Genomic DNA, 25,932 nt, shown 5'->3' with positions numbered 1-25,932 from the left:
GGAGGACATCATGCGTATTCTTTTACATCGGGCGGACGGCAAGACCGAGCCTTGGATCAAGGACTTTGCCAAGTACCTGCCGGAAGCAGAAGTCGAAATCTGGCATGCCGGCGAAAGGTGCCAGGCCTGCGACTACGCGGTCGTCTGGTCGCCGCCGGAAGCGATGCTGCCGGACCTGGCGCAGGTGAAGGCGATCTTCGTCACCGGCGCCGGCGTCGACGCGCTGCTGAAGTTCAGCGACGCGCTGCCGCCGCACATTCCCATCATCCGCCTGGAGGATGCCGGCATGGCGTTGCAAATGGCGGAGTATGTGACCTACTCGGTGCTGCGCTATTTCCGCCGCTTCGACGAGTACGAAACCCAGGCGCGCGCCGGCCAGTGGCTGCCGCTGCCGCAGCATCCGAAAGAAGACTTCGCGGTCGGCGTATTGGGCATGGGCGTGCTCGGCACGCGCGTGCTTGAGGCGCTGGCGCCGTTCGGCTTCCCGCTGCGCGGCTGGAGCCGCACCGAGAAGAGCATGGCGGGCGTGCAGTGCTTCCACGGCGCCGATGGCCTGGACACCTTCCTGCGCGGCAGCCGCGTGCTGGTCTGCATGCTGCCGCTGACGCCGGACACCAACAACCTGCTCAACCGCACCAACATGGGCAAGCTGCCGCAAGGTTCGTACCTGATCAACGTGGCGCGCGGCGCGCATGTGGCCGAGCCGGACCTGCTCGCGCTGATCAAGTCCAACCACATCGCCGCCGCCACGCTGGACGTGTTCCGCAACGAGCCGCTGCCAACCCAGCACCCGTTCTGGCAGGAGCCGCGCATCACGATCACGCCGCACATCTCGGCGCTGACCTTGCGTCGCGAGAGTGTGCAGCAGATCGCCGAAAAAATCCGCAAGACCGCGAAGGGCGAAACAGTCGCCGGCATGGTCGACCGCAAAAGAGGATATTGATATGAACAGTTTGCCGAAGCAGGTAAAGATCGTCGAAGTCGGCCCGCGTGACGGCCTGCAGAATGAAAAAGAAAGCGTGCCCGCCGAGGTGAAGATCGAGCTGGTGAACCGCCTGACCAACGCCGGTTTCCAGAACATCGAAGCGGCGTCGTTCGTGTCGCCGAAGTGGGTGCCGCAGATGGCCACCAGCAAAGAGGTGATGGCCGCGATCACGCGCAAGCCGGGCGTGATCTATTCCGCGCTGACGCCGAACATGCAGGGCTTCGAAGCGGCGCTGGCGGCCAAGGCGGACGAGGTGGTGATCTTCGGTTCGGCCTCGGAAGCGTTCTCGCAAAAGAACATCAACTGCTCGATCGCCGAATCGATCGCGCGCTTTGAAGGCGTGGCGAAAGCGGCCAAGGATAGCGGCCTGCGCCTGCGTGGCAGCATCAGCTGCTCGTTCGGTTGCCCGTATCAGGGCGAGGTGCCGCTGGACGCGGTGGCCGACGTGGTGGGCCGCATGCGCGACCTGGGCTGCGACGAGATCGACATCGCCGACACCATCGGCGTCGCCACGCCGCGCAAGACGCAGGCGGTGATGGAGACGGCGATCCGCGCCTTCCGCCTGGACGGTTTGTCCGGCCACTTCCACGACACATATGGACAGGCGCTGGCCAATATCTACGCCAGCCTGGAGCTGGGCATCACGATTTATCACTCGTCGGTATCGGGCCTAGGCGGCTGCCCATACGCCAAGGGCGCCACCGGCAACGTGGCCACCGAGGACGTGCTGTACATGATGCAGGGGCTGGGAATTGAAACCGGCATCGACCTCGATATCGTGGTCGATGCCGGCCAGTTCATCTCGCAGTTCCTGGGCCGCAAAGGCGCCAGCCGCGCCGGCAACGCCATCGCCGCCAAGCGCGCTGGATAAGCATCACTCGCGGACCAGTTTGTCCGCGACGTACATGCGGTACTGCCTGATACGCCCGGTGACGGTGTCGGGCCCCTGGCGCGGCATGTAGCGCACACCCGCCACCTCCACCTGCTGACCCAGATCGATGATCAGCTGGTGCGGGTGGCCGGTCCCGCCGGAGAACGCCGTGTGCCAGTGATCCGACGCCTGGCCGTTGATGGCGTTGAGCGCCGAGCCATCCTCCTTCTTCAACTCCTCGCTGCTGGCGTAGGCGATCGTCCACGATTGCTGGTTGATGGTCTTGCCATCCTTGCCCAGCAGAGAAATCTCGGCCACCGCCGCGTACTGCTTGCCGTCGAAGGCATTCAGCGATTCAAGACAGAACTGGCGGCCTTTGACCGGTGCGGCGAACAACACATCCTGGGTCGCGCCACCGGCGGCAAACTCGCCCGCCTGCGCTGGCGTGACGCCCTCCAGCGCCGGCCTGACCGTGCTGGCTGGCCGCGCCAGGTCCAGCTCAGGATTGAGCTGGTCGAGTATCGGCTCCGTCAGGCCCGCGATACGAGCACTGCGCGGGCCGGTCAGGTCGAGCACCACGATCTCGTTGCGGCCCTTCCTGATCCACGGGCCGGGCAGGTACATGGTCTGCGTCGGTCCGATGCTCCAGTAGCGGCCCAGGCAGCGGCCGTTGATCCACACGATGCCCTGTCCCCAGCTGGACATGTCGAGGAAGGTATCGGCCTGCCTGCCGGCCTCGAAGCCGCCGCGCCAGAAGGCCGGGCCTTTGGCGCGTCCGCGTTTGAACGACAACGGCGGCAGCACGCCGTCGGCATCGAAATCGATGGCGCGGATTTCCCAGTTCTCCAGCGTCTGCGCCGCGCCGTCCTTGGTGGTGAACGTCACCGGACCGTGCAGGCCTTTGCGGTCATGGACCTCCAGCCCGAAGTTCACCCGCGCGATGGTGTACAGCAGGATCTCCACCGTCACGGCCTTGCTGCGCGCCGGCACGGCGACCGAGAAACGGCGATGGCGCGTATCCAGCGTTCCCACCTGCTTGCCGTCGATGTAGACCCAGGCCAGGTCGCGCACCTTGGCGGCGGCCAGCAAGCCCGCCGGACCGGCCGGCAGCTGCACGCGATAGGCGACCAGGCCGCGGCTGATGTCGTATTGTTCGATCGGTTCCGGCGACACGGCCTTGATCGTGCGCGCCGGCAGATTGGCCAGCACCGGCGCCGACTCGCTCAATGCAAACGCGTCGATACGCATGACGGGATTGCGCGCCGGCGGCTCGGGCAGCACTTCGCCCGCCGCCAGGAACGGCCGCATGCCTTCGCGGTAGGCGTTGAACTTGGCGCCCATCCATCCCGCTTCGCTGATCGGCGCGTCGTAGTCGTAGCTGGTGGTGTCCGGCCGGAAGGGACGGTCGCAGCCGCCCCACAGGCCGAAGGTGGTGCCGCCGTGCGCCATGTACAGGCTGAACGAACCGTTCGCCTTCAGCATGGCCTGGATGTCGATGACGGCGCTGGTGTTGTCGCCACGGCGGTGCGGATTGCCCCAGGTGTCGAACCAGCCGGAGTAGTATTCGCCGCACATCAACGGCGCCTGCTGCACCGCTGCCAGCGCCTTGAAGCCACTGGCCGGATCGCTGCCGAAATTGGCCACCGAAAGCATGCCGGCAATGTGCGTCTTGGCGACCGCGTTGGTCGGATTGCACTGGAACAGCGGCACGTCGAACCTGGCGTCGAGCAGCGCCTGGCGCAGCACGCGCATGTAGTCCAGGTCTTCGCCGAAGAAACCGTACTCGTTCTCCACCTGGACCATCAAGATCGGCCCGCCCTGCGTTACCTGCATCGGCCCGAGCACGCGGCCGACTTCATTCAGGTAGCGCCGCGCCGGATCGATAAAGGCCGGGTCGCGGGTGCGCAGGAAGGCGTCGCCCGGATTCTTCTTCAACAGCCACCACGGCAGGCCGCCCATCTCCCACTCGGCGCAGGCATAGGGACCGGGACGCAGGATCACCCACAGCCCTTCCTGCTGCGCGAGCCGGCAAAACTCCACCGCATCGCGCTGGCCGCTCCAGTCGAACTTCCCTTCGCGCCACTCGTGGTAGTTCCAGAACAGATAAGCGCACACCGTGTTCAGGCCCATCGCCTTGATGGCCTTCAGGCGGTGCGTCCAGTATTCGCGCGGCACGCGGGCAAAATGCATTTCGCCGCAGCGGATCTGGAACGGTTTGCCGTCGATGAGAAAATCGCTGGCGCCGACCGTGAAGCGCGGCGCGGCTTGCGCGTCGGCGTGGATCGGCAACAGGACGCCGCCGGCGACGGCAGCGGCGCCTTGCAGCAGGCGGCGGCGAGGCAGGTTCGCTCGCATCATTTAGAACGCCACTCGCAGGCCAACGTTGGCGCGGCGGCCGACATCTTCCAGGGTGAGGAACTGCGATTCGTTGTTTGCATATTCGTGCATCCGCGAGTTGGCCAGGTTGATGAAGTCGGCGTAGAGCGCCATCCTCGGCGTCAGATTGTAGCGCAGGCTGGCGTCGGTCTGACCGTAGGCTGCGCGGTTGCGCGGCAGGGTGCTGCCGCCGCCGCAATCGACGGAGAAGTGGTTACGCCAGTTGTAGCTGACCCGCGCCATGAACTTGTCGTTCTCGTAGAACACCGAGCCGTTGTATGACTGCGGCGACAGGCCAGGATAGCCGCAAGCCGGCGTGCTGCTATCGGTCTCGCGGGTCGCGCTGGCGTCCACGTAGGTGTAGTTGGCGGCGACGCCGAAGCCCTTCAGCCAGGAGATGTTGTTGTCGAAGGCGTACTGGCCGGCCAGTTCCACGCCCTTGATCTTGCCTTCCTGTCCGTTGCGCACGCGGGTGTCATGCACCACTTCCGTGTACTGCGGGATTTTCATCTCCACCATCTTGGTCTCCAGGAAGTTGGAGACGTCCTTGCGGAAGACGGCGAGGCTGACGTAGTTGGTCTTCGACAGATACCATTCATACGACAGGTCGTAGTTCTTCGACTGCATCGGCTTCAGGTAAGGATTGCCGCCGCCGGTTTGCACGTCGCCGTAACGACCGCCGTAGGAATTACTCACACCCATCTGGTTCAGGGTAGGACGGGTCTCGGTCTTCGATGCGGCCAAGCGCAGCAGCATGTCGGAGGTCAGGTCGAACTTCAGATTGGCGGACGGCAGGAAGCTGTTGTAGCTGTTGCTGACGGTGTTGACGGCGGTCGGGCCCCAGTTCAGGATGTAGGTGGTGTCGTTGGGGCTCTTGGTTGCCGACAGCAGGACGCGGCTGATGCCGGTCGACGCCGAGTTCACGTGCACCACGCGCATGCCGGCATTGGCCGACCAGCCGGCGCCTTCCCATTTGGTGTCCAGGTAGAAGCTCGATACTTTCTCCTTCACGCCCCACATGTCCGGCTTGGTGTAGTCGATCGCCATCGGGCCGCTCGGATACTTGCTCTTGTCCAGATACAGCGCCGGATCGTTGGATTGCGCCAGCAGCGACGGCTGGTTCAGATAGTTCATGTACTGGTACGGATCGAAGCTGAGATAGGCGCCCGGAATCTGTGCGCCATTGCCCAGGAAATTATCCATCGGCGTCACCGTGAACAGCGACGACGGCAGGCCAACGTGATAGCCGCTGAAGGCATTCCAGGCGTCGTTGTTCCACTGGGTGCGCTCGACGTTGCGCTGCGAGTGGGCCATGCCGGTATCGATGCCCTTGAAATAGCCCATCTCGTGATTCCAGGCCAGGCTAAAACGTCCTTCCTGCAAATCGTCGAGATTGCGGATGTCGCCGTACGAGACGGCGTGGGCGCGCACCGCGGTCGGATCGGCGATGCCGTCGCCGAACACCAGGCCGGGCGTGGCGCCGAAGGTCAGCGTGTCGCCATTCTTGGGCACCATGCCGGCCACGATCCACATATTCGGCGACTTGGAGGTGGTGCGCGAATTGGAGATATCGCCTTCCAGTTTCAACTCCGGCGCCAGCGCCCATTTCGAGTTCAGGCCAAACGCCTGCGTGGTGGACAGGCGGTCGCCGCCCTTGACGATCATGTCGTTCGAATTGGCTTCGCCCAGCAGCTTGCCGCTGCCGGCCAGCGCCGGGTTGTTGGCGTAGAAGATCGAGCCCGGACGCAGGAAGCTGGTGACCTGGTTGTTGGCGTCGGTCTTGACGCCGAGCTGCTGGGGATTGTTCCAGTCGCTGAACGCGATCACGGCGTTCTTCTGGTCGAGGCGCGAGTACAGGGCGTCCGCCGTCAGTTTCCAGGTCGGCGACGGGTTGTATTGCACCGTCAGATTGCCGACCAGGCGCTTGCGGCTTTCGTTCTCCTGCTGGAAGCCATAGCTCTGCGGCATGTAGAGCTTTTTGGTGGTCACGTCGGCCATCGTCAACCCTTTGGAGTTGAGGTCGCCGTTGATCATGGAGACGTCGCGGTAGTTCCAGGCGTCGTTGACGGCCTTGTTCTGCTTGGAGGCGCGGTCGGTGTAGGAGAGCGAACCAGTCACGCCCAGGGTGCGGTTCTCATTGGCGAAGGAATACATGCCGCTGATATTGGGCGTGTTCTTTTTGGAGTTCGTATCGTAGGAATCCGACACATTGACCACCGAGGTGTGGCCCAGCTTGCCCGACAGCGGACGCGCGGTCTGGATATCCACCGTCGAGCCGATGCCGCCCTCCGGCAGGAAGGCTTGCGACGTTTTGTAGACCAGCGCTTTCGAGATCAGGTCGGAGGACAGCAAGTCGAAGGAGAACTCGCGGCCGCCGGTGTCGCTGGTCATGGTGCGGCCGTTGACCAGCACGTTGTTGAACTCGGGGCCCAGGCCGCGCACAGAGATGTAACGGCCTTCGCCGTTGTTGCGCTGGATCTGCACGCCGGTAACGCGCTGCAGGGATTCGGCGATATTCGTGTCCGGGAATTTGCCGGCATCCTCGGCCGACACCGCGTCGACCACGCCGTCCTGGATGCGCTTGGTCGTCAGCGACGACGACAGCGAGGCGCGAATGCCGCTGACGACGACGATCGACCCGGCATCGAGCGGCTTGGCCTCGCCGGAGGTTTGCGCGGACGCGCCCATCATCATCAGCATTTCAGCCACGACAGCGGCGATGATTGTTTTCGATGTATTCAATTTCATTGTGTCTCCAGTGTTTTATTTTTAGGAATGAATGAATGTGCGAATGCCTGCCTGACACGGCGCGAAGCTCTAATAATTGGAAACAGGCGCTCGCCGGATGCGGCGAGCTAGCAGGCGATGGGCCAGTTGAGCGTTGTCGGTTGCATGGTCTCTCCGTAATTTTTTAATGCGCGTTTTACCACGCGCTCATTTCATATTACGCATGTGCTTGTTTGCCAACCAATTGCATATTCAACCGGATCTATGAACTATTCGTATAGCTCGCTGGCTGCGCGAACGCGCGGAGCATAAAAAAAAGACCCAAGAGCCGAAGCTCTTGAGTCTTTTTTCTTGAATCTTGGTCGGAGTACAAGGATTCGAACCTTGGACCCCCTGGTCCCAAACCAGGTGCGCTACCGGACTGCGCCACACTCCGAAGAAGCAACATAATACAAGCTGCTCCAGTATCCGTCAAGTGCCTCTATGAAATCAGTATGGACCATGGCGATTTTTTTTCAATGTGAGATTATGGCGGTGTGCACAAATTATCGAAAAAGCCATGAGCGCGACTCTCACCCAATTCCAGCCCGCGCCGATGCGGCGGCCGGGCATCGTCGCGGGCGTCGCCGTCTCGCTGGTGCTGCATGCGGCGCTGATCTTCGGCTACCGGCTGGCGGCGCCAACCACGCCTGACGCACAGCGGCCGGCCAAGACCATGACGGTCTGGCTGCGGACACCCGAGCCGGCCAAAGCCATCGTGGCCAAGGTGGAGCCGCCGCCCAAGCCGAAATCGGAGCCGGTCCAGGCGCGCAAGCGCGAACGACCGCAGCTGGCCGACCGCGCCAGCCGGCCTGCGCCAGCCTCCGAGCCAGCCCCGGTTACCGCGCAGGCGATCACGCTGCCGGCGCCGGCCAGCAGCGCGCCCGATCCGCTGCACCCGGAATTGGAACCAAAGAAATTCGACATGAACGCGGCGCTGAAAACCGCCCGCAAGGAAGCCAACGCCAAGGACCCGGCCCGCGCCGGCCTGCCGGTGGCGCAGCTGGACGACCATCCGCTGTATCCCGAGCGGGAAAGCAAGCTGGCGCGCGACATCCAGGGCGCTGCCCGTCCCGACTGCAGGAAGGGCGGCGGTGGCCTGCTGGCTCCGCTCATCTGGATGCTGGACAAGAAGGACAGCGGCTGCAAGTTCTGATTAGTCGTCGCCCTTGAGCTGCAAGGCGCGGTCGTACAGCGCGTTCTTCTTGCGGCCGGTGATCAGCGCCGCCAGGTTGGCCGCCTGCTTGACCGAGCATTCGGTCAGCAGAATCTTGAGGATGCGCTCGGCTTCCACATCCTGTTCATCCTCGGCCGCCGGCGCGCCGGCCAGCAGCACCACGAACTCGCCTTTTTCGCGATGCGCGTCGGCCTTGATCCACGCCTCCGCCTCGGACAGCGGGCAACGGTGGATTTCCTCGAACATCTTGGTCAGCTCGCGCGCGAACACCACCTGGCGCTCCGGCTCGAACACCGCCGCCAGCGCCGTGGCGCAATCGAGGATGCGGTGCGGCGCCTCGTAGAACACCATGGTGGCGGTCACCGCGCGCAAGGTGCCGAGGAAGTTCTCGCGCTGCTTGGCCTTGGCCGGCAAAAAGCCGACGAAATAAAACTGGTCGTTCACCAGGCCGCTGGCCGACAAGGCCGTCACCGCCGCCGAGGCGCCCGGCAGCGGCAGCACGCGCAAGCCCGCCGCCCGCACCGCGTCGACGATGCGCGCGCCCGGATCGGACACGGCCGGCGTGCCGGCGTCCGACACCAGCGCGATGCGCTCGCCGGCCTGCAGGCGGGCGATCAGCGTTTCCGCCACTTCGCGCTCGTTGTGCTGGTGGGCGGCGATCAGCGGCTTGTGCAGGCCGAAACGGGTCATCAGTTGGGCGGTGTTGCGGGTGTCCTCGCAGGCCACGGCGTTGACCAGGCTCAAGACGTGCAGCGCCCGCAGGGTTATATCCGTCACATTGCCGATCGGGGTCGCCACGACGTACAAGGTTGCGCTAGGATAGGTCTGGTGCGCCATTTCGCCCATCACGGGCAGGGTGGCGATGGAGCTGGATTCTTGTGCGGTCATTGGGGGTAGGATGAAGAGTGTGAGGTTGTCGCTGCTGTGTACGGTTGCGGCCCTGGTCAGTGCGTGCAGCACGCCGTTCTGCAACGCGCCCGGAGGATTGTGCGCGCCCGGCTCATCAAATACAAGTGCGGCGGGCCCGCTGCCGCCGGCTGCGCAGCCGGCGCCGCTGCCCAAACCGCCGCCGGAACCGCCGCCGCCGCCCGCCGAAACCTTCGCCGTCACGCTGCCGGGCGTGGCCCCACCGGCCAGAACCGCCCCTTCCGCCCCTTCCGCCGCGACCGGCGCCGGCCTGACCGTCACGCCGGCGCCCGCCCCGGCGCGCGCCGCCGACGAGGCGGCGCAACCGTCCAACGCGCCCATCCGCATGACCTTGCTGCTGCCGCTGCGCTCCGAAACGCTGGGCCTGGCCGCGTCGTCGGTGCGGGCCGGCTTCCTGGCGGCCTGGGAGCGCGACCGCGACAACATCACCGTCACCGTGGTGGAAACCGGCGACGTGCCGCAGGACGTGCTGGCCAGCTATGCCCGCGCCCAGCAGCAGGACGATATCATCATCGGCCCGCTGGCGCGCTCCGCCGTGGCGGCCATCGCCGCCAGCCCCCTGCTGCAAAAGCCGACCATCGCGCTGAACTATCCGGAAGGCTACGGCATGGCCGGCGCCGCGCCGCTGCCGCCGCTGATGCTGGCCATGGGCCTGTCGATCGAAGAGGAAGCGCGCCAGGCCGCCCAGTGGGCCGCCGCCGACCTGCCCGGCAGCACCGCCGTTATTTTGAGCACCAGCACGCCCTGGCAGCGCCGCGTGGCGGCCGCCTTCGCCGCCCAGTGGCAGCGCCACGGCCTGCCGGTCAGAATGGTGGAGCTGAGCGCGCCGGACGGCTACCTCAGCGATCCGGAACTGATGCAGCTGCGCGCCCGCCTGCGCGACGATACGCCCGGCCTGCTGTTTTCCGCCATGAGCGCCGACCAGACCCGCCAGCTGCGCGGCGCCCTGGGCGACGCCTCCAACAGCGAGCCGAGCAACCCCACCTTCAGCACCGCCGACGCGCTGCCGCCGCCGCCCGTTCCCGCGCCGGCGCCGCAATTGCGGGCGCTGCCGATCTACGGCACCTCGGCGCTGAACCCCGGCGGCGGCAACAGCAGCCCGACCCAGGAGCTGGACGGCGTGCGCCTGCTGGACCTGCCGTGGCAAATCCAGCGCGACCATCCGGCGGTGATGGTCTATCCGCATCCGCTGCAATCGAACAGCGCCGACATCGAGCGCCTGTACGCGCTGGGCATCGACGCCTACCGGGTGGCGCGCGAGATCGGCCGTCACCGCGCCGGCCGCTTCCACCTGGACGGCGTGACCGGCCGGCTGACCGTCGACTTCGGCCAGGGCGCGGCCAGTTTCGAGCGCATCGAGCAGCCGGCCGTGTATAAAAACGGCGTGCCGCTGCCGGTCACGCCGTGAGGCCGCCATGCCGCAGACCGCGCAACAACGGCTGGGCCGGCTCGGCGAAGACCGGGCGCTGGCCCACCTGAGCGCCGCCGGACTGGTGTTGGTCGAGCGCAATTTCCTGTGCAAGGCCGGCGAGATCGACCTGATCATGCAGCACGGCGCCCACCTGGTGTTTGTCGAAGTGCGCCGGCGCGCCCTCGGCCGCTTCGGCGGGGCGGCCGCCAGCGTCACCCCGGCCAAGCAGCGGCGCCTGATCCACGCCGCCCAGTTCTACCTGCTGCGCTACCGCCAAGCGCCGCCGTGCCGCTTCGACCTGGTCGCCATCGACGGCGAAAAGTTGTCATGGATACAAAATGCGCTGGAAATGTAAGCATTTTTAACAGCGCTTGTCCGGACCGCTGTGCGGCTGCACTATAATCAGCACACTATGAATAATCAACGCATACTCTCGCACTTCCACGAAAGTGCCGAACTCAAAATCCAATCCGCCACCGTCCTCGCTCCGCATATCGCGCAAGCGATCGAGCTGATGTTCTCGGCGTTGTCCAACGGCAATAAGATTCTGGTGTGCGGCAACGGCGGTTCGGCCGCCGACGCCCAGCACTTCGCGGCCGAGCTGGTGGGGCGCTTCGAACGCGAACGCTTCCCGCTGCCGGCCATGGCGCTGACCACCGACACCTCGATCCTGACGGCGGTGGCCAACGACTACAGCTACCGCGAGATCTTTTCCAAGCAGGTGCAGGCGTTCGGCCAGGCCGGCGACATCCTGCTGGCGTTCTCCACCTCGGGCAACTCGGCCAACGTGATGGCGGCGATCGAAGCGGCGCTGGAGCGCGAAATGCGCGTGGTGGCCATGACCGGCAAGGGCGGCGGCGCCATCGGCAAAATGTTGACCGACGCCGACGTGCACATCTGCGTGCCGGCCGACCGTACTGCCCGTATCCAGGAAGTCCATCTGGTAACCATACACTGCATTTGCGACGGCATCGACGTCGCGCTATTCGGAGGAGATGCGAATGACTAATCCCGGCGCAATCTGGAAAAAAGTACAACGGCCGCTGGCCATGAGCGTGCTGTGCGGCGCTATGCTGGCGTCGTTGTCGGGCTGCGTCGCGCTGGTCGCGGGCGGCGCCATTTCCGGGACGCTGGCCGCAACCGACCGCCGCACCCTGGGTGCGCAGACGGAAGACCGGGCGATCGAAGTCAAGGGCAGCCTCAAGCTCAACAACGTCGTCGGCGATGCGGGTCATACCAACATCAACAGTTTCAACCGCCGGGCGCTGCTGACCGGCGAAGTGCGCGACGAGGCCATGAAGGCCGCCGCCGAGCGCGAGCTGCGCGGCATCGAAGGCGTGGTCATGGTGATCAACGAGCTGGAAATCGCCGGTCCGTCGAGCTACACCTCGCGCTCCAACGACGCGCTGATCACCACCAAGGTCAAGGCCAGCCTGGTCGACATGAAGGATATCTCGGCCAACTCCTACCAGGTGGTGACCGAGCGCGGCGTGGTGTTCCTGATGGGTCGCGTGACCCAGCGCGAAGGCCAGATCGGCGCCGACGTGGCGCGCGGCGTCAGCGGCGTGAACAAGGTGGTCAAGGCGTTCGAATACATCACCGAGGACGAGTGGAAGAGCTTGCAGCCGAACAAGTCGGCGTCCAACTCGTAATCCGGGGGAGGTCTATAATGGCCTCCTCTCCTTAGTCGCCTGGATTCATCATGCAAAAGACGCAATCGCCCGGCTGGATCAAGCCAGTACTGGCCGCCGTGCTGATCGGCGCCATCGGCTTTGGCGGCTACCTGTCGCTGAACAAGCGGCAGAGCGCGCCGGAAGTCACCTTCCTCAGCATCAAGGGCGAGAAGATCGCGCCGGAGAGCTTGCGCGGCAAGGTAGTGATGGTCAATTTCTGGGCCACCTCGTGCACCACCTGCGTGGCCGAGATGCCGAAGATGGTCGAGACCTACAACAAGTTCAAGGGCCAGGGCCTGGAGTTCGTCGCCGTGGCGATGAGTTACGACCCGCCGAACTACGTGCTGAACTACGCCGAAACCCGCCAGCTGCCATTCAAGGTGGCGCTCGACACCGACGGCTCGGCCGCCAAAGCCTACGGCAACGTCGCGATGACGCCGACCACCTTCGTCATCGGCAAGGATGGCAAGATCCTCAAGCGCTACCTGGGCGAGCCCGATTTCGCCGCCCTGCACAAGCTGCTGGAAGAATCACTGCAAGGCTAAAACCCTCGGGGGTCAAGTCTGACATTCGGACACGAGCTCTGCCGTAACTGGCGTTACGGCAGAGCTCGTGTCCGAATGTCAGACTTGACCCCCGCGTTTTAGAAACCGGCCTGCGCTGACAGGTACAGGCCGTGCTGTCGCTTCGGGTTGAAGATGGTGATGTCGCCCAGCTCGGCATACGCTGCCGTCAGCGAAAAATTTTTGCTCGGGAACCAGGCGACAAACGCGTCGTAATATGCCTTCTCGTTGTCCACGCCCAGATTGTGCGGCTTGCGGCGGTACTCGGCGCCCACCGCCAGCTTGCGGTTGAGCAGGTAGGCAATCGACACCTCCGGCATCAAACGCATGCTGTCCCCCTTGTCGCCGCCAAAGCCCAGCAAACCCATCTGATTGGCGCGGGTCGCGCGCAGCGTGCCGTTCAATAGCAGACTCTGCTCGAACAGGATCTTGGTGGCCGCCACGTAGTAGTCGTAGCCATGGTCGTCCTTGGCGCCGAGTTGCTTCACATTGCTCACGCCCAGCGCGCCCAGACCACCCACACCCTTGTTGCGCTTGTACAGGATGCCGAGCGCCACCTGCGGCATCCAGCTATCCTGCTGGTAGACGGCGTCGCCCGCCAGCCTCAGCTTCACGCCCAGGATGTCCTGCTTGATGTCGAGCAGGTTCAGCGGCGCCAGGCTGCCCTTGAATGCCTGCGTGGCCAGCGACAGCTCCAGCCGGTCGGCGATGCCGACCGCCATGCCGTAGCTGTCGAGCTTGTAGTCCTGGGTGGCCAGGCGCGTGTAGTGCGCGTTGCCGCCCCAGCTGTCGCGCGTGCCGTAGCCGCCGATCAACGCCCACGGCGTGATGCCGCCGCCGCCCGCGCCTTCGACCTGGCTGACGCCGCCGGTGGCGAGGAACTTGCCCATGTCAGGCTTGGCCTGCGCGGCCGCGCCGCCGCAGGCCAGCACGGCGGTCAGGACGGTCAGCGCCGATACGAGGTTTTTCATCGTGCTGCTCCTGGCGCCATCATTTGGTCACGATGGCGCGCTGCATCGGCGCCAGTTTCGCAATCAGCTTGTTCGATACGCTGCTGGGCACATGGTTCTGCTCCATCGCGATCTGCAAGTCCTCGGTCAGCGCGTTGAACATCGCATTGGTGATCTGCATGTCCTGGTGCACGCTGGCCATGTCGCGCACGGTGCCGACGCCATCCATCGTCCTGTCGCGGTATTTGCCGGTGTACTTGCACGGGCCGCCGGCGAACTCGCAAAACTGCTCCTGCAGGCGCGCGCCAACCTGCACCATGTCGAAGTCGGCAAAGGTGTCCTTGATGCGCGGGTCGGCCAGCACCAGCGGGATAAAGGTGTCGACGATCTTGCGGATGCCCTCCTTGCCGCCCAGGCCGACGTAGGTGGCGTCATCGGTGTAGGGCGTTTGCGCCATCGCCAGCGACGACGCCAACAACATGCCGAGCCCGGCCATCCTGGAAAAATGCGGCATGCCATCCCTCCTATTTCGGGAACAAAATCATCTGCGTGCAGCGGAACAGGGCGATGGTCTTGCCGGTCGCCTTGTTGCTGACAATCGCATCCCAGACCTGCGTGGTGCGCCCCAGGTGCACCGCCTTCGCGGTCGCAACCACCACGCCGTCGCGCGCCGTGCCCAGGTGATTCGATTTCAGCTCGATGGTGGTGAAACTCTGTCCGCCCTCGGGCAGGTGCGAGAAGCAGGCGTAGCCGCAGGCGGTGTCGGCCAGCGTCACCACGCTGCCCGCGTGCAGGTAGCCGTTCGGCGCCAGGTGCTGCGGCGTGACCGCGAACTCGGCCACGATCTCGCCTTCGCGCACGCCGGTGACGACGATGCCCAGCAGGTCCGGCAGCGTACCCTTGCCGAAGTTGTTGAAATATTCCGGGTTGAACTTGCTGGCGTCCATAGCTGTCCTTGGCGAATGGGGGCCCTGGGCCCGACACTGGATGATAGCAACTTTCCCCCTACATCACCCGGACCCAGCTGCCCTTGTACAGGATCGGTCCGGTCGGCCCGTTCGGATCCGGCGAGCCGCCCTTGGGCTCCAGCGTGACCGCCAGCAGCGCCACGTCGGCGCCGACCGCCTTGCTGGTCATCGCCAGCTTGAGCTCGCCACGCTCGCTCAGCAGGCCGAGCGAACGCGGATGGCCCGACTTCGGCACCGCCCACAGCTCCAGCGATTTATCGCCCGGCACCGCCGCCGCGCCCACCACGCGCACCGTCATCGACTGGTGGCGGCTGTCGCCGGTCAGCAACAGCGCGGTCTGCGCCTTGTCGTCGGTCAGCGTGGCGACGTAGTCGAGCTGCGGCGCCTGCATGGTGCGCACGCCTATCGTCACCACCAGCAAGGCCGCGACGGCGGTCGACACCATGCCCAGCGAACGCCAGAACGTCACCGACTCGTTGCGCCAGAACTGCCAAGCCGCATGCGCGCGCGGCAGGTTCAGGCGGCGCTCGACGTCTAGCCACACCTGCTTGCGCGGCTGCTGCGCGGTCGAGAACTCGGCCAGCGGCGCCAGCCGGTCCTGCCATTCGGCGACGACGCGGCGCAGCGCGGCATCGTTATGCAGATGGCCTTCGAAGCGGCGGCGCGCGCCACCCTTGAGCGTGCCCAGCACGTATTCCGCCGCCAGCTTGTCGCGCAGCGGCGCGTTGTCGCGGAGGTTCATGCGCGCTCCCCTTTGGCCAGGCAAGTCCTCAGCTTGTCGAGGCTGCGGCGTATCCAGGTCTTGACGGTGCCGATCGGCAGCGCCATCTGCTGCGCCACCTCGCTGTGCGACAGGTCATGGAAAAACGCCAGGCCCAGCACCTGCCGGTGCAGCCCTTCCAGCGCCAACATGCAATAGGCCAAGGCCTTGGCGTCGCGGCTCATTTGCAGCGCCTCGATGGGCGTGGCTGCGGGATCCTGCAGTGCATTGATCACCTCGCTGTCAAACTGATCGCCGTCGATTTCGGTGGTCACATCGCTGCGGCGCAGCAGATCGAAAGCCTTGTTGCGGACGATGGTCGTCATCCAGGTCATGGGGGCGGCCAAGTGGCTTTGATAGGTGCCGGCGTTGTTCCAGATCGCGACGAAACTTTCCTGCAGCACCTCTTCGGCCAGTTCGCGCTTGATCAATATACGCAGCGCGAAGCCGAACAGTTTCGCCGATGTCGCGTCGTAGAGCGAACGAAATGCGACCGCGTCGCGTTGCGCCGCACCTTGCAGCCAGAGGCGCAGCTGCTGGGGATCGAGAGTATTCGCGTCTGACACTGCGGGCCTTCGGGAAGTAGGGAAAAAGTAGCAAGCGTGAGAAAAATACCATACCCGCGCGGGCGCGAACATCAATTTATTTTGAATCCGATCGCGGCTCCGCTGCGTACATGGGTCATCGAAAATTCAAAGCGGGAGCAGGGTGATGATCAAGAGCAGTATCGCCGGACTGGCCGCCGCCGCCGTCGCGGCCGGCGCCTTCGCCACCGAAGCGGGCGGTGATGATGCGGCGACCGCGCGCGTCGTCGTGTTGGCGCATTACGACAACGCGGTCGGCACTTCGGACGCGGCCAGCCAGGGCACGGTCACGTCCAGCCTGATCGCCAGCCGGCCGGCGCTGCGCACCGGCGAGCTGCTGGAATTCGTGCCCGGCATGATCGTCACCCAGCACAGCGGCGACGGCAAGGCCAACCAGTACTTCCTGCGCGGCTTCAACCTCGACCACGGCACCGACTTCGCCACCTATGTCGACGCCATGCCGGTCAATATGCGCAGCCACGCCCACGGCCAGGGCTACTCGGACCTGAACTTCCTGATCCCGGAACTGGTGCAGCGCATCGACTACAAGAAGGGCGGCTATTTCGCCGACGAGGGCGATTTCTCATCGGCCGGCGCGGCCCACGTCCGGCTCGCGGACCGGCTGCCGCAAGGCGCCGCCAGCCTGACCCTGGGCAGCCACGGCTACCGGCGCGGCGTGCTGGCCGACTCGTTCGCGGCGGCCGGCGGCACGCTGCTGTACGGCCTGGAACTGAGCCGCAACAACGGCCCGTGGCAGACGCCGGAACAGGTGCGCAAAGCCAGCGCCACGCTGCGCTACACGCGCGGCAATGCGCAGGACGGCTACAGCATCACCGCCATGGCCTACCGCAACCGCTGGACCGCCACCGACCAGCTGCCGCAGCGCGCGGTGGACGACGGCCGCATAGACCGCTACGGCAGCACCAATCCGAGCGACGGCGGCGACACCGCGCGCACCAGCCTCGCATGGGCTATGCATAAGCGCCGCGAGGGCGGCATCACCGAAGCGTCGGCCTATGTGGCGCGCTCCAGCCTGGACCTGTACAGCGACTTCACCTACCTGCTCAACGACCCGCTCAACGGCGACCAGTTCCAGCAAAACGAGCGCCGCACGATGGCCGGCATCAATGCGAGTCAAACGTGGGTCGGCCAGCTAGCCGGTGTGGACATGCGCAACAAGTTCGGCGTGCAGACGCGCTACGACCGCATCGCGCCGCTCGGCCTGTACCACACGGTCGCGCGCCGGCGCATCGCCACCGTCAGCGAAGACCGCGTCAACCAGGCCAGCGCCGGCCTGTATTGGGAGAACACCAGCTACTGGTCGCCGGCCTTGCGCAGCATCGCCGGGCTGCGCTATGACGCTTACCGTTTCAACGTCAACGGCGCCAGCACCGACGCGCACAAGGCGTCGCCCAAGCTGTCGCTGATCTTCGGCCCGTGGAAGCGGACCGAGTACTTCGTCAACTACGGCGCCGGCTTCCACAGCAACGACGCGCGCGGCGTGCTCAAGGCCGCCGATCCGGCCACGCCGCTGGTGGGCACGCGCGGCGCCGAACTGGGCGTGCGCAGCGAATGGCTGCCCGGCCTGCAAAGTTCGATGTCGCTGTGGACACTCGATATCGATTCCGAACTGGTGTTCGCCGGCGACAGCGGCGACACCGAGGCCAGCCGCCCCAGCCGCCGCCGCGGCATCGAGTGGAGCAACCACTACATCGCCGCGCCGTGGCTGCTGTTCGATCTCGACCTGTCGGCCTCGCGCGCGCGCTATCGCCGCAGCGACCCGGCCAGCAACTACGTGCCGGGGGCGCTGGACAAGGTGGCCTCGTTCGGCGTGACAGTCAAGGACATCGGCCGCTGGTCCGGCGGCTTCGAGCTGCGCCACTTCGGTTCGCGTCCGCTGAGCGAGGACAACAGCGTGCGCTCCGCCGCCACCACGCTGGCCTACGGCCGCATCAGCTATCAGCCGGACCGCAAGACCAGGCTGACGCTGGACGGCTTCAACCTGTTCAACCGCCGCGCCAGCGACATCGACTACTACTACGCGTCGCGCTTGCCGGGCGAGCCGGTGGAGGGCGTCAGCGGCGTGCACTTCCATCCGGTCGAACCGCGCACGCTGCGGCTGACGCTGAGCAGGAATTTTTAAGCGATAAATCTTATCTGATTTGAATCCGGCGCGCATCCAGCACCGTATATCAACACGCAGTACCTGGCAGATCAACCTATTGGGGAGAAAACGCAATGCAAACTATCGTCAAACACGCGATGCGCGCGGCCGTCATCGGCGCCGTGGCAAGCGCATTCGCACCAGCGGCCATGGCATCCAGCCACCGCGAAGCGCCGTTCGTCACGCAGAGTCCCAAAGTCGACGGCACCGACTTCTACATGTTCCGCAGCTATGAAAGCGGCCGCGCCGGCTTCATCACGCTGATCGCCAACTACATCCCGCTACAGGATGCCTATGGCGCGCCGAACTACTTCGCCATGGACCCGAAGGCGTTGTACGAGATCCACATCGACAACAACGGCGACGCCAAGGAAGACCTGACCTTCCAGTTCCGCTTCAACAACGCCAACCGGGACAGCAAGTTCACCGTCGGCGGCAAGCAGGTATCGATACCGCTGGTGATCAACGGCGGCGCCATCGCCGGCCCCAACGCGGCCGGCGCCAATGTGCGCGAGACCTACAGCGTCAACGTGGTGCGCGGCGACCGCCGCACCGGCGCCAAGGCCGCCGTGAGCAACGCGGCCGACGGCGGCACCACCTTCGACAAGCCGCTCGATAACATCGGCAACAAGTCGATCCCGAACTACGCGGCCTATGCCGCCGCCCACCTGTACAACGTCAACATCCCCGGCTGCGCCACGCCGGCGCGCATGTTCGTCGGCCAACGCAAGGACCCGTTCGCCGTCAACCTCGGCGAGCTCTTCGACCTGGTGAACATCAAGGCCCCGGCCACCGAATTCAACGCCAACGCCGAGCGCGCCGCCAGGGACGACCTGGACGACAAGAACGTCACCTCGATCGAACTGGAAGTGGCCGCCTCATGCCTGACCGCGGCCGGCGGCAGCGATCCCGTGATCGGCGGCTGGACCACGGCCAGCGTGCGCCAGGCGCGCCTGCTGAACCCGACGCCGAATTCCAGCTCGCCGTCGAAAGAAGGCGGCGCCTGGGTCCAGGTCTCGCGGCTCGGCATGCCGCTGGTGAATGAGGTCGTCATCGGCCTGAAGGACAAGGACACCTTCAACAGCAGCAAGCCTGCCGGCGACGCGCAGTTCGCGACCTACGTCACCCATCCAACGCTGCCGGTGTTGATCGAGATCCTGTACGGCAGCGCCGGCGCCAAGGCGCCGACCAACTTCCCGCGCAACGACCTGGTGGCGGCCTTCCTCACCGGCGTCAAAGGCCTGAACCAGCCGGCCACCGTGACCGCTTCCGAAATGCTGCGCCTGAACACCTCGACGCCGGCCGTCGCGATGGGCGCGCAGAACCGCCTGGGCGTGATCGGCGGCGACAATGCCGGCTTCCCCAACGGCCGCCGTCCCGGCGACGATGTGGTCGACATCGCGCTGCGCGTGGTGATGGGCAAACTGTGCACGCTGAACCTGGGCTGCGCGCCGGCCGACGCAGCGGCCGGCGGCCTGCACTTCACCGACGGCGCCTACCTGGACGACAGCTACTTCAGCGCCGCCTTCCCGTACCTGAAGACGCCGATCGCCGGTTCGCCGCAAACCTCGGGCATCACGTCCGCACGGAGCAAACCATGAAGTACCTCGGCCTGATTGCGCTGCTGGTGCTCAGCGCATGCGGGGGCAGCACCAGTTATGAAGACCACACGCCGGTCACGCCGCCGCCACCGCCGCCGGTGGTGACGCTCGACGCGTTCTACACTGCGCTACTGGCCATCGTCGGCGATGGCAGCGAAACCTCCACCGAGCCGATGGCGACGGATAGCGTAGTCGCCACCGCGCCGGAGGACACGGAACCGGTCGCATACAAGTAAGCCATGCAGCACAAGGGCGGACGCAATATGCGTCCGCCCTTTCCGCCGTTCAGAGGTCATCATGAAGAAACCATTATTTGCGCTGCTGTTGTCATGCTTCGCCGCTGCGGCGCAGGCGGCGCCATACATACCGGCCACCGGGCGGCAGACTATCGAGACGCTGCCGCGCCGTGGCGACCCGGTGCAGCAGGAACTACGCCGCATGCGCAGCGAGTTGAACGCGCACCCCGACGACCTGGCGTTGGCCACCAGCCTTGCCACGCGCTACATCACACTGGCCCGTAGCGAAACCGATCCGCGCTATCTGGGCTATGCGCAGGCGGCGCTGGCGCGCTGGTGGTGGCTGGATGCGCCACCGGCGCCGGTGCGCCTGCTGCGCGCCACGCTGCTGCAAAGTACCCACCAGTTCAAGCCGGCGCTGGACGATCTGAAGGCCGTGCTGGCCGCCGATCCGCACAATGCGCAGGCCTGGCTGACGCAGGCCACCGTGCAAACCGTGCAAGGCGACTACGCCGGCGCCACCGCCAGCTGCGCCCACCTGTCCGCGATGTCGATAGAACTGGTCACCATCGCCTGCATCGCCAACGTCGGCGCGGCGACGGGGCGCTCGTTAAAAAGCGAACAGCTGCTGGACCTGACGCTGGAACGCAGCAGCAACGCGCCGGCCGAGCTACAGGTATGGGCGCTGACGCTGCTGGCGGAAATGGCGCAACGGCGCGGCGCGGCCGACATCGCCGAGGCGCGCTACAAACGCGCGCTGGCACTGAGCCCGCGCGACAGCTACCTGCTGGGCGCCTATGCCGATTTCCTGCTGGAGCAGCGGCGCGCAAACGAAGTCGCCACGCTGCTGAAGGACCAGACCCGTATCGACGCGCTGCTGCTGCGTCGCGCGCTGGCGTTGCAGCAGCTAGGCAACGCGCGCGTAGCGTTGGCCGCGGATGTGAAGGAACTGGCGGCCCGCTTCGACGCCGCAGCCCAGCGCGGCGACACCGTACACCAGCGCGAGCAGGCGCGCTTCGAGCTGATGCTGCGGCACGATCCGGCCACCGCGTTGACGCTGGCGCGCAAGAACTGGGCGGTGCAAAAAGAGGCGGCCGACATTCGCATCTATCTGGAATCGGCAGTGCAAGTGCGCGACGCCAACGCCGCCAGGCCAGTGCTGGACTGGATCGCCTTGAATCACACCGAGGACGTGGCCGCATCGCGCCTGATCCGACAACTGGAAACGGGGACATGATGAAACGGCTGATGCTATTTTTCGCGCTGCTGTGCGGCGTGGTGCTGCCGGCCTTTGCGCACAAACCCAGCGACAGCTATCTGTCGCTGGAAGTGCAAGGTGAGCGCATTGCCGGCCAGTGGGACATCGCGCTGCGCGACCTGGATTTCGCCATCGGCCTTGACCAGGATGGCGACGGCAAGCTGACGTGGGACGAGATCCGCGCGCGGCATGCGGCGATCGCGGCGTATGCGCTGGAGCGTCTCGGCATCGCCACCGACAAGGGCGCCTGCCGCATCGACGCCGACCAGCAGCTGATCGACAATCACACCGACGGCGCCTACAACGTGCTGCGTTTTCACGCCGCCTGCCCCAGCCCTGTAACGGCGCTGACCATCAACTACCGGCTGTTCGCCGATCTCGATCCGCAGCATAAGGGCTTGCTGCGTTTGACGCGCGACGGTGCGACATCCACCGCGATTTTCGATCCTGCGCATGCGCGCCAGACCATGTCGCTGACATCGCCGGACCGCTGGCGGCAGTTCGGCGCCTACGTGAAGGATGGCGTGTGGCATATCTGGATAGGCTACGACCACATCCTGTTCCTGCTGTCGCTGCTGCTGCCGGCGGTGATGCTGGGCGCGCGCGGCACGCCGTCGGCCAGCCTGCGCGAGTCCTTCATCGACGTGCTGAAAGTGGTGACGGCCTTCACGCTGGCGCACTCGCTGACCTTGACGCTGGCCAGCCTGTCGCTGATCTCGCTGCCTTCGCGCTGGGTGGAATCGGCGATTGCGGCCTCGGTGGTGCTGGCGGCGCTGAACAACATCTATCCGCTGTTCCGAGGCCGGCGGCCGGTGGCGGCGTTCGGATTTGGGCTGATCCACGGCTTCGGCTTCGCCAGCGTGCTGATCGACCTGGGCCTGCCGCAGGGTGCCTTGCTGACCAGTCTGTTCGGCTTCAACCTGGGCGTAGAGATCGGCCAGCTGTGCATCGTCGCCGCCTTCCTGCCGCTGGCGTTCGCGCTGCGCGGCACCTGGTTCTACCGCCGCCTGCTGACCAGCGGCTCGGCGGTGATCGCGCTGGTGGCCGTAGTGTGGCTGGCCGAACGCGCGTTCGACCTGAAGCTGATTAGCGTCTGATCCCCTGCATGCTATTTGTCGTCATAGTGATGGCGGCAAGCGGCCACGTAAATGCAACCTTCGTCGGGAAGGTAGACCAGCCTATGCTGGCGGTCTATTCTTCTGGACCAAAAACCACTTAACTCTCCCCTCAATGGCTCCGGCTTGCCGGTACCGTGAAATGGATCCTTAAGACATTCATCGATGAGATCATTAATCCGTTCAGCGATTTTAGGATCGCCATGCTGCCAATGGAGATAGTCTTCCCATGCATGATCAGACCATGACAAGGCAGGTTTTTTAGCCTGCTGCTTGTTTTCGGCTTTTTTGTTTTTCATCGCGAATCAGTTCTCGAACCTGGGCCTTACCGGCTTTAATCTGCGCAACGGATTCCATCAGGCGGCTGGCATTCTTGGCTGATCCCAAGAGGTACATGGTTTCCTGCATGCTGTTGAAATCGGCCAACGACAGCATGACGACGTGCTCACCGCTAACGCGGGTGATCACGGTTGGGGTGTGATCATTGCAAACATCATCCATCACGCTTTTCAAGCTGGCTCGTGCCTCGCTAAAAGTAAGGATGTTCATAATGCCCCCTAGGCTAAATGGTTTCGCAATTTATTGTACAAGATATTGTACTCAAATAGCTGTCTACGTAGCCTTGCTTTTCTCGATCAGCAGCTGGTTTATCTAAGGAGTCAAACCAGTTCGGAATATCCCGCCACAACGCGGTCGGCGGTCATTTTCCTTCGAAGGCGGCCTGTATGTCGTCGGGGAGCGGTCCATCAAAGTCATCAGCGATCCAGATCTTTCCCTTCATTGAGCCGGGCTTTCGCAAGGCTGTATGAGCGTGCACCGCTACCAGCCGGACAACAGGCTTGCCACCTGCGGCAATGATGACTTCCTGGCCATTGGACGCATCTTCAATCAGCGTTGATAGCCTGATTTTCGCTTCATCAATATCGAATATCGCCATGTTCATCTCCGAGCAAACTAATTCCAGTCTAGCTTGCGCAAAGCTGATAGCAAGGCACGTAGGAGTCCACCCTCTGATATCGATCAACGAAAAAAAAAAGCAAGCCGTCTTGCGAGGGCTTGCTCTTTGCGACGTTGCTGAATTTTTACCCAGCAGCCAGCACGTTATGCGCCTGCTCGTCCGCGTGGTACGAGCTGCGCACCATGGCGCCGACGGCGGCGTGCTTGAAGCCCATCTTGTAGGCTTCTGCTTCGAACATTTTGAACACGTCCGGGTGCACGTAGCGGCGCACCGGCAGGTGGCTGTTCGACGGCGCCAGGTACTGGCCGATGGTCAGCATGTCGATGTTGTGCTCGCGCATGTCGCGCATCACTTGCAGGATCTCTTCGTCGGTCTCGCCCAGGCCGACCATGATGCCGGACTTGGTCTTGACCGCAGGGTACATGTCCTTGAATTCCTTCAGCAGCTGCAAGGAGTGCATGTAGTCCGAGCCCGGACGCGCTTCCTTGTACAGGCGCGGCACGGTTTCCAGGTTGTGGTTCATCACGTCCGGCAGGCCGTCCTTGAAGATGTCCAGCGCCTTTTGCAGGCGGCCGCGGAAGTCCGGCACCAGTACTTCGATCTGGGTCTTCGGCGACAGCGCGCGGGTGTGCTGGATGCACTCGACGAAGTGGCCGGCGCCGCCGTCACGCAAATCGTCGCGGTCGACCGAGGTGATCACCACGTAGCTCAAACGCAGCTCGGCGATGGTCTTCGACAGGTTGAACGGCTCTTCCTTGTCCAGCGGATCCGGACGGCCGTGGCCGACGTCGCAGAACGGGCAGCGGCGGGTGCACTTGTCGCCCATGATCATGAAGGTCGCGGTACCCTTGCCGAAGCATTCGCCGATGTTCGGGCAGCTCGCTTCTTCGCACACGGTCACCAGCTTGTTCTCGCGCAGGATGTCCTTGATCTCGTAGAAACGGGTCGACGCCGAGGCGGCCTTGACGCGGATCCAGTCCGGTTTTTTCAGGCGCTCGACCTGCTCGATCGGCACGATCTTGATCGGAATGCGCGCGGTCTTGCTGGCGCCTTTTTGCTTTTCGCTTGGGTTGTAAGCCGGGGCAACGCTGGTGGTGGTTTCAGAAGTCATTTGGCTGCGTGCCCTCGCGGGCAAAGTTTGGTTATTCGTGTACTGCGGGTTCGGCCACATGCGCCAGAACACTGATCAGCTCATCGGCCAGCTGTTGTTGCACGTCGGACAACACAGCGGTCGCGCCGACGGTGCGCATATCGACTGTTTCCAGCCCGGCATAGCCGCAAGGATTAATCCAGGAAAACGGGGCCAGATCCATCGCCACATTCAGCGACAGCCCATGATAGGTGCAACCGTTGCCGCGCACTTTCAAGCCGAGCGCGGCGATTTTGGCGCCTTGTTTCGGTCCGCCGGCCATGTAGATGCCCGGCGCGCCGTCAACGCGCTCACCGACGAGATTATACGCGCCTAAGACGTTGATGATCGCCTGCTCGATTTTATTAACGAATTGCCGAGCGTACAGCTTGCCGCCGGGCTTGTTGCGGCGCAGGTCCATCAGCAGGTAGATCACCACCTGGCCGGGGCCGTGGAAGGTGACTTCGCCGCCGCGGTCGGTCTGCACCACCGGGATCGCATCCGCGCCCGCCAGCAGGTGGCCGCGGTCGGCGCCCAGGCCCAGCGTGAACACGGGCGGGTGTTCGACGATCCACAGTTCGTCGCGGGTGTCCGGCGTGCGCGCGTCGGTGAAGGCGCGCATCGCGGCGAACGTGCTGTCGTAGTCGGCGAGGCCGAGGTGGCGTATCAGCGCCGGCTCGGTTGGGGTAGGAGACGTCATGCCGACATTATAAATCAGCCCGGCTGGTGACGCTCCAGCCACTGCTGGATGGACGGCCGCTGCCACTGGCCGGCGGCGTAGTCCTTGAGCTTTTGCGGCACGGCGTCGCCGTTCAGGATCAGGCGGTTGAGCATCAGCGCCAGGTCGACGTCGGCCAGCGACCAGCTGTCGAACAGGTTGGGGCGGCCCTCCTGCACCAGCTGGCTGGCGGCGTGGATCAGTTTATCGGCCGCGGCCTGGCCGGCCGCCGTCAGCGGCTGGCAAGCCTTGCCAAAAAATACAGTTTCCGTATCCCGCTCGGCGCGCAGCGGCAGCAGGTCGCTGCGCAGCCAGGCCTGGATCTGCCGCGCCTGGGCGCGCTGGCGCCGGTCTTTCGGGTACAGCGCGAGGTATTCCGGCGCCGGAAAGCTCTCTTCCAGGTATTCGGTGATCGCGGTCGACTCGGTCAACACAAAATCGCCCTCGACCAGCGCCGGCACCCGGGCGGTCAGCGCGCGCGCCGTGTAAGCGCTGTGTTTCTGCTGGCCGGCTTCCAGGTCCACGGTCTTGACGGTGAACGGCAAGCCTTTTTCGGTCAGCGCGACAAAGGCCGACAAGGCGTAAGGACTGGTGAAAAGGCTGTCGACGTACAGTTCAAAAGGCATGGCGGCTCCCGCTAGAGTAGATTTATTCACATGGTAAGCCTTGCCGTAGCGCCTGTATAACGTTATATTTTCGTGATTCTAGCTAATTTTATTCACATAGTTATCCACAGCATGCC

At 64.5% G+C, this 25,932-nt stretch carries 27 protein-coding genes and 1 tRNA gene; 13 read left to right on the top strand and 15 right to left on the bottom strand.

Annotated elements, in window-relative coordinates; genetic code table 11:
- Positions 1-10: 10 nt before the first annotated feature.
- Positions 11-943: a 2-hydroxyacid dehydrogenase gene (locus tag AC1RMD_RS02405; RefSeq protein WP_492923289.1), complete on the top strand. Its 933-nt coding sequence runs from the start codon at positions 11-13 to the stop codon at positions 941-943.
- 1 nt (position 944) lies between these two features.
- On the top strand, positions 945-1,856 hold the full coding sequence (locus AC1RMD_RS02400) for a hydroxymethylglutaryl-CoA lyase (protein ID WP_492923287.1): 912 nt from the start codon (positions 945-947) through the stop codon (positions 1,854-1,856).
- A gap of 3 nt (positions 1,857-1,859) precedes the next feature.
- On the opposite strand, the gene AC1RMD_RS02395 is transcribed toward AC1RMD_RS02400, so the two are convergent.
- From AC1RMD_RS02395 to AC1RMD_RS02385, 3 genes are all read right to left on the bottom strand, one after another.
- Positions 1,860-4,214, bottom strand: a complete 2,355-nt coding sequence (locus tag AC1RMD_RS02395) for a beta-galactosidase (protein ID WP_492923285.1) — start codon at positions 4,212-4,214, stop codon at positions 1,860-1,862.
- Positions 4,215-6,980 carry a TonB-dependent receptor gene (locus AC1RMD_RS02390; protein WP_492923283.1) on the bottom strand — a complete coding sequence of 922 codons (2,766 nt, stop codon included), beginning with the start codon at positions 6,978-6,980 and terminating at the stop codon, positions 4,215-4,217. It abuts the gene before it with no gap.
- A gap of 338 nt (positions 6,981-7,318) precedes the next feature.
- A tRNA-Pro gene (locus AC1RMD_RS02385) sits at positions 7,319-7,395 on the bottom strand.
- Between the two features lie 123 nt (positions 7,396-7,518).
- Between AC1RMD_RS02385 and AC1RMD_RS02380 the strand changes: the two genes are divergently transcribed.
- Positions 7,519-8,154: a hypothetical protein gene (locus AC1RMD_RS02380; protein WP_492923281.1), complete on the top strand. Its 636-nt coding sequence runs from the start codon at positions 7,519-7,521 to the stop codon at positions 8,152-8,154.
- Here AC1RMD_RS02380 and rsmI read toward each other — a convergent pair whose 3' ends face one another.
- Entirely contained in the window at positions 8,155-9,063 is a 909-nt protein-coding gene (gene rsmI / locus AC1RMD_RS02375; protein ID WP_492923279.1) for a 16S rRNA (cytidine(1402)-2'-O)-methyltransferase, read from the bottom strand.
- Between the two features lie 10 nt (positions 9,064-9,073).
- Between rsmI and AC1RMD_RS02370 the strand changes: the two genes are divergently transcribed.
- The 5 genes from AC1RMD_RS02370 to AC1RMD_RS02350 are packed head-to-tail and all read left to right on the top strand — an operon-like array spanning position 9,074 to position 12,731.
- On the top strand, positions 9,074-10,510 hold the full coding sequence (locus AC1RMD_RS02370) for a penicillin-binding protein activator (protein ID WP_492923277.1): 1,437 nt from the start codon (positions 9,074-9,076) through the stop codon (positions 10,508-10,510).
- A gap of 7 nt (positions 10,511-10,517) precedes the next feature.
- The gene (locus AC1RMD_RS02365) at positions 10,518-10,868 is read left to right on the top strand and encodes a YraN family protein (RefSeq protein WP_492923275.1); all 351 of its coding nucleotides are present in this window, start codon (positions 10,518-10,520) and stop codon (positions 10,866-10,868) included.
- Positions 10,869-10,925: 57 nt separating this feature from the next.
- Entirely contained in the window at positions 10,926-11,522 is a 597-nt protein-coding gene (locus tag AC1RMD_RS02360; protein ID WP_020703882.1) for a phosphoheptose isomerase, read from the top strand.
- Positions 11,515-12,165, top strand: a complete 651-nt coding sequence (locus AC1RMD_RS02355) for a BON domain-containing protein (protein WP_492923273.1) — start codon at positions 11,515-11,517, stop codon at positions 12,163-12,165. Before AC1RMD_RS02360 ends, AC1RMD_RS02355 begins: the two co-directional genes overlap by 8 nt.
- A 50-nt stretch (positions 12,166-12,215) precedes the next feature.
- Positions 12,216-12,731, top strand: a complete 516-nt coding sequence (locus tag AC1RMD_RS02350) for a peroxiredoxin family protein (protein WP_492923271.1) — start codon at positions 12,216-12,218, stop codon at positions 12,729-12,731.
- A 98-nt stretch (positions 12,732-12,829) separates the two neighbouring features.
- Here the strand turns inward: AC1RMD_RS02350 and AC1RMD_RS02345 are convergent, their stop codons facing one another.
- The 5 genes from AC1RMD_RS02345 to AC1RMD_RS02325 are packed head-to-tail and all read right to left on the bottom strand — an operon-like array spanning position 12,830 to position 15,993.
- Entirely contained in the window at positions 12,830-13,720 is an 891-nt protein-coding gene (locus AC1RMD_RS02345) for a DUF3034 family protein (RefSeq protein ID WP_492923269.1), read from the bottom strand.
- A 19-nt stretch (positions 13,721-13,739) separates the two neighbouring features.
- Positions 13,740-14,213, bottom strand: a complete 474-nt coding sequence (locus tag AC1RMD_RS02340) for a group I truncated hemoglobin (protein ID WP_492923267.1) — start codon at positions 14,211-14,213, stop codon at positions 13,740-13,742.
- Positions 14,214-14,223: 10 nt separating this feature from the next.
- Positions 14,224-14,646, bottom strand: coding sequence for a PaaI family thioesterase (locus AC1RMD_RS02335; protein WP_492923265.1), 423 nt, complete (start codon positions 14,644-14,646; stop codon positions 14,224-14,226).
- A 58-nt stretch (positions 14,647-14,704) separates the two neighbouring features.
- Positions 14,705-15,409 carry an anti-sigma factor gene (locus AC1RMD_RS02330; protein ID WP_492923263.1) on the bottom strand — a complete coding sequence of 235 codons (705 nt, stop codon included), beginning with the start codon at positions 15,407-15,409 and terminating at the stop codon, positions 14,705-14,707.
- On the bottom strand, positions 15,406-15,993 hold the full coding sequence (locus tag AC1RMD_RS02325) for a sigma-70 family RNA polymerase sigma factor (protein ID WP_492923261.1): 588 nt from the start codon (positions 15,991-15,993) through the stop codon (positions 15,406-15,408). Before AC1RMD_RS02325 ends, AC1RMD_RS02330 begins: the two co-directional genes overlap by 4 nt.
- A 145-nt stretch (positions 15,994-16,138) precedes the next feature.
- Between AC1RMD_RS02325 and AC1RMD_RS02320 the strand changes: the two genes are divergently transcribed.
- From AC1RMD_RS02320 to AC1RMD_RS02300, 5 genes are all read left to right on the top strand, one after another.
- Entirely contained in the window at positions 16,139-18,154 is a 2,016-nt protein-coding gene (locus tag AC1RMD_RS02320) for a TonB-dependent receptor (protein ID WP_492923259.1), read from the top strand.
- Positions 18,155-18,249: 95 nt separating this feature from the next.
- Positions 18,250-19,776, top strand: a complete 1,527-nt coding sequence (locus AC1RMD_RS02315; RefSeq protein WP_492923257.1) for a DUF4331 domain-containing protein — start codon at positions 18,250-18,252, stop codon at positions 19,774-19,776.
- Positions 19,773-20,012, top strand: coding sequence for a hypothetical protein (locus tag AC1RMD_RS02310; RefSeq protein WP_492923255.1), 240 nt, complete (start codon positions 19,773-19,775; stop codon positions 20,010-20,012). Before AC1RMD_RS02315 ends, AC1RMD_RS02310 begins: the two co-directional genes overlap by 4 nt.
- Before the next feature lie 61 nt (positions 20,013-20,073).
- Entirely contained in the window at positions 20,074-21,249 is a 1,176-nt protein-coding gene (locus tag AC1RMD_RS02305) for a tetratricopeptide repeat protein (protein WP_492923253.1), read from the top strand.
- Positions 21,246-22,367: a HupE/UreJ family protein gene (locus AC1RMD_RS02300; protein ID WP_492923251.1), complete on the top strand. Its 1,122-nt coding sequence runs from the start codon at positions 21,246-21,248 to the stop codon at positions 22,365-22,367. Before AC1RMD_RS02305 ends, AC1RMD_RS02300 begins: the two co-directional genes overlap by 4 nt.
- An 11-nt stretch (positions 22,368-22,378) precedes the next feature.
- Here AC1RMD_RS02300 and AC1RMD_RS02295 read toward each other — a convergent pair whose 3' ends face one another.
- The 6 genes from AC1RMD_RS02295 to yfcF form a co-directional block, all read right to left on the bottom strand.
- Complete coding sequence (locus tag AC1RMD_RS02295; RefSeq protein WP_492923249.1) at positions 22,379-22,684, bottom strand: Txe/YoeB family addiction module toxin; 306 nt, start codon at positions 22,682-22,684, stop codon at positions 22,379-22,381.
- The gene (locus AC1RMD_RS02290) at positions 22,647-22,934 is read right to left on the bottom strand and encodes a type II toxin-antitoxin system Phd/YefM family antitoxin (RefSeq protein WP_492923247.1); all 288 of its coding nucleotides are present in this window, start codon (positions 22,932-22,934) and stop codon (positions 22,647-22,649) included. The genes AC1RMD_RS02295 and AC1RMD_RS02290 overlap by 38 nt, the downstream gene beginning before the upstream one ends.
- Before the next feature lie 151 nt (positions 22,935-23,085).
- On the bottom strand, positions 23,086-23,322 hold the full coding sequence (locus AC1RMD_RS02285) for a type II toxin-antitoxin system Phd/YefM family antitoxin (RefSeq protein ID WP_492923245.1): 237 nt from the start codon (positions 23,320-23,322) through the stop codon (positions 23,086-23,088).
- A 145-nt stretch (positions 23,323-23,467) separates the two neighbouring features.
- On the bottom strand, positions 23,468-24,454 hold the full coding sequence (gene lipA / locus AC1RMD_RS02280) for a lipoyl synthase (protein ID WP_492923243.1): 987 nt from the start codon (positions 24,452-24,454) through the stop codon (positions 23,468-23,470).
- 31 nt (positions 24,455-24,485) lie between these two features.
- Positions 24,486-25,172 carry a lipoyl(octanoyl) transferase LipB gene (lipB, locus tag AC1RMD_RS02275; RefSeq protein WP_492923241.1) on the bottom strand — a complete coding sequence of 229 codons (687 nt, stop codon included), beginning with the start codon at positions 25,170-25,172 and terminating at the stop codon, positions 24,486-24,488.
- A gap of 14 nt (positions 25,173-25,186) precedes the next feature.
- A complete protein-coding gene (yfcF, locus tag AC1RMD_RS02270) occupies positions 25,187-25,816 on the bottom strand; it encodes a glutathione transferase (protein ID WP_492923239.1) in 630 nt (209 codons plus the stop codon).
- Between the last annotated feature and the right edge of the window lie 116 nt (positions 25,817-25,932).

The sequence above is a fragment of the Duganella sp. GW822-FHT06D06 genome (genome assembly GCF_058799615.1).
The sequence above is the reverse complement of the archived record's forward strand: the minus strand, read 5'-3'. Positions and strand labels throughout refer to the sequence as shown.